Origin of the sequence: Propioniciclava sp., assembly GCF_029977985.1 — a bacterium.
Lineage (GTDB): Bacteria > Actinomycetota > Actinomycetes > Propionibacteriales > Propionibacteriaceae > Propioniciclava.
Window position 1 is genome coordinate 1 of sequence record NZ_JARKOT010000154.1, and the last position, 3,225, is coordinate 3,225.

Below are 3,225 nucleotides of genomic sequence, written 5' to 3' on the forward strand. Positions count from 1 at the left end.
GCGCCCTATCCGTGAGCCCCAACTGCCACACGGGGTCCCGCGGGGGTCGAGTCAGCCCTCTACCCGTTCGCTCGGGTGCACGTGGGCGCGGGCCATCAGGATCGCGCGCACGACCAGCCCGAGCGCGAGCAGCCCGCCGGCGACCTTCCACCAGCCCTCCGCGATGAACAGCAGCACCAGAGCGGCGAGGGTCGGCACGAGGAAGATGAACGTCCAGCGCACGTAGCCGCCGAAGCTGGGCATGGTCACCCCGGCTCCTTCGGCGACGGCCTTCGTCATGAAGTTGGGCCCGTTGCCGATGTAGGTGATCGCGCCGCACAGCACCGCCCCGAGCGAGATGGACGTGAGGTAGTGCGCCGGAACGCCGGCCACCAGAGGCTCCCCCGGCAACTGCGCCGCCATCTCGAAGAAGGTCGCGTAAGTGGGCGCGTTGTCCAGGACCGCCGACAAGCTGCCCGTGAACACGAAGAACGTGATGGCGTTCAACGGCAGCGACGGTGCCACCTGCGCGAGGTAGTTCAGCGCCGGGATCATCGTCAGGAAGATGCCGATGAACAGGGCGGCGACCTCGAGGATCGGCGTCCACGTGAACTGGTTGAGGTGGAACCGCACATCCTTGTTGCCCAGAAGGAACGACCCAGCCGCAGCGAGCAGGAACACCAGCTCGCGCCACGGCACCCAGTCGGTCCATGCGGCGTGCCCCTCGAGGATCGCCTCCAGGTGCAGCGACGGTACGAACGCGACGGCCGCGATGATCATCGCGAAGAACAGGAAGTTGATCTTGCCGGCCACACCGAGCGGGGTGACGGCCGAGTCGTCGAAGGCGATTGCCTCGGTCGGCTCCTGGGCGTACTGGCGACGGTCGAGGGCGTAGTAGGTGAGCAGCAGCATGCCGTTGACGAACGCCCACTGCGGTAGCAGCGAGAAGGTCCACGCGAACGGGACGCCGCGCAGGAAACCGAGGAACAGCGGCGGGTCCCCGAGGGGCGTCAGCAGGCCGCCGCAGTTCGCCACGATGAGGATGGTGAAGATGACCGTGTGGGCACGATGCGTCCGCTCGCGGTTCGTGTTGAGCAGCGGCCGGATGAGCAGCATCGCCGCCCCCGTCGTGCCGATGAAGGACGCCAGGATGCCCCCGACAGCGAGGAAGATCGTGTTGTTGCGTGGCGTGGCGCGGATGTCACCGACGAGGTAGATGCCGCCGGCCACGACGAAGAGTGCCAGCAGCAGCAGGATGAACTGCCCGTACTCGACGAGCGCGTGCACGACCTCTTCACCATGCCCGGCCGCCACGAACCACACAGCGATCGGCAGGCCGAGCACGAGGGCCACGCCCAGTTTGACGGCGTTGCGCTCCCACAGGTGCTCGGTGGCGGGAAGGAGGGGCAGGATCGCGATGGATGCCAGCAGGAGCGCGAACGGGATGATGCTCCACCAGGCGACGTCCATCGGTGCTGCGGGTCAGTCGTCGGTGGCGGCCGGCGCGTCCGGCGTGGGCAGCCGCGTCACCGTGAACGCCGCGAGCGTCGTGGTCGTCGGGAGGTGGCCGGGCGCTACCCAGTCCTCTTCGGTGGCATCGCGGGTGGGGGTCTGCGCCGCATAGGGGTCCTCACCGGGAGTGAAGGGGCGGACGTTCTCGCCCAGGGCGGTGAAGATGGCCTGATCGAGAGCGTCGCGGACCACCCGCTGGTGCTTGCGTGTCTCTGCCATGCGCGCATCGTACCGGGCGCGTTGGCCGCTGCGGCGTCGAGCCCGCTCTCAGCCGGCGGTCGCTCCCGGCGAGCTCGAGGGGCTTGCGATCTGCGAGAGGGGAGCGCTGGGTGCCGAGGCCGGGCTGCTGGACGCCGTCGGTGCCGGCTGGGCCGTCGGTCCCGGGCCGGCGGTCGGCGACGGAGCCGGCCCGCTGTCGGGCGTCGGCGAGGGATCCTGCGTCGGCGTCGGCGTCGCCGACGGCGCGGGTGTCGGGCTGGCAGTGGGTGTCGGGCTGGCCGAGGGTGTCGTGCTGCCGGAAGGTGACGGGCTACCCGAGGGTGACGGGCTACCCGGGGGTGACGGGCTACCCGAGGGAGACGGGCTGCCCGAGGGAGACGGGCTGGCGGAAGGAGACGGGCTACCGGACGGCGACGCGGTGGGCGTCGGCGAGCCGCCTGGCGTCGGGCTCAGCACGGCCGACGGGGTGGCCGACGGCGACTGCGACGGTGTGCCGGGTGGGGTCATCGGGGTCTTCGGCGGCAAGACCGGCGGCACGACCGCTGCCTGGCTGGGCTTGATCGACCGGGCCATCCCGATGAGCTCGGCGAAGGGAGCCCCCGCGAGCACGCCGCCCGGATCGACGTACGAGCCGTTGAGGAGCACCTCGAAGTGCAGGTGGCAGGCGGTCGACAGGCCTGTGGTGCCCGCAAGGCCGACGACCTGGCCCCGCCCCACGGTGTCGCCCGCTGCGACGCCGATCACCGACAGGTGAGCGTAGCGGCTGACCACGAGATCCTCGTCCAGGGTGCCGTGGTTGATCTCGACGAGGTTGCCGTAGCCCCCGGCGGCGCCGGCGCGCGTCACCTTGCCGTCGGCCATGGCGACGACGGGGACGCCGCACGCGGCGGTCATGTCGACGCCGTTGTGGTTGCGGACGTAGTGGAGAATCGGGTGGAAACGGGGCCCGAAGGCCGACGTGATCGGGCCGGGCACCGGACGCACGTAGCGGTCCACGCCGGCGACGAGCGTGGTTCCGAACGGCATCTGCTCGGTCGTGCCCGCCTCGGGCGCCCACGCGGCCTGCGGCGACCCGGCCGCGAGACCGAGGGCGGTGGCGTCCGTGCTCGGGTCGTAGCCGAGGTGACCGGCCCGCGAGGTGGACAACGGGCCGGGGTCGATGATGGGGGCGCCGCCCTCCCAGACCGACGGGTAGATGGCTGCCTCGGTGTCGGCGGCCACGGTGCTCCGCGGCACCGACAAGGTGACGGGGTTCGCAGAGGCGGCAACGGGCACAGCCACGCGGCTCGCTGCCGCGAGGGTCGCGAACAGCATGGCTCCGGGCCGTGGGCGCCGAAGCCCACGGCGCCTGGGGTGCTGGCGTGCCTTGTAGTACTCTGGTAGGCCGGGTGAGGAAGGCCCCGGACGGTTGTTCCCCTCGATTGTTCACCCCCAACCGGGCGGAGTCCAGACCTCGAACTCCACCGAAAGTAGGAACTTCTCGACGACGGCCGCCCAGGCGAGGATCTCGGGCAG

At 70.9% G+C, this 3,225-nt stretch carries 3 protein-coding genes; all 3 read right to left on the reverse strand.

Translation table 11 applies throughout. The features are described 5' to 3' along the window. Positions 1-51: 51 nt before the first annotated feature. From Q1K57_RS09720 to Q1K57_RS09730, 3 genes are read right to left on the reverse strand one after another with little or no spacing between them, the layout of a single operon-like run. The gene (locus tag Q1K57_RS09720) at positions 52-1,449 is read right to left on the reverse strand and encodes a sodium:proton antiporter (protein WP_300081663.1); all 1,398 of its coding nucleotides are present in this window, start codon (positions 1,447-1,449) and stop codon (positions 52-54) included. A gap of 12 nt (positions 1,450-1,461) precedes the next feature. Continuing rightward, complete coding sequence (locus Q1K57_RS09725; RefSeq protein ID WP_300081666.1) at positions 1,462-1,710, reverse strand: hypothetical protein; 249 nt, start codon at positions 1,708-1,710, stop codon at positions 1,462-1,464. Between the two features lie 48 nt (positions 1,711-1,758). After that, positions 1,759-3,024 carry a peptidoglycan DD-metalloendopeptidase family protein gene (locus Q1K57_RS09730; RefSeq protein WP_300081668.1) on the reverse strand — a complete coding sequence of 422 codons (1,266 nt, stop codon included), beginning with the start codon at positions 3,022-3,024 and terminating at the stop codon, positions 1,759-1,761. Positions 3,025-3,225: the final 201 nt, after the last annotated feature.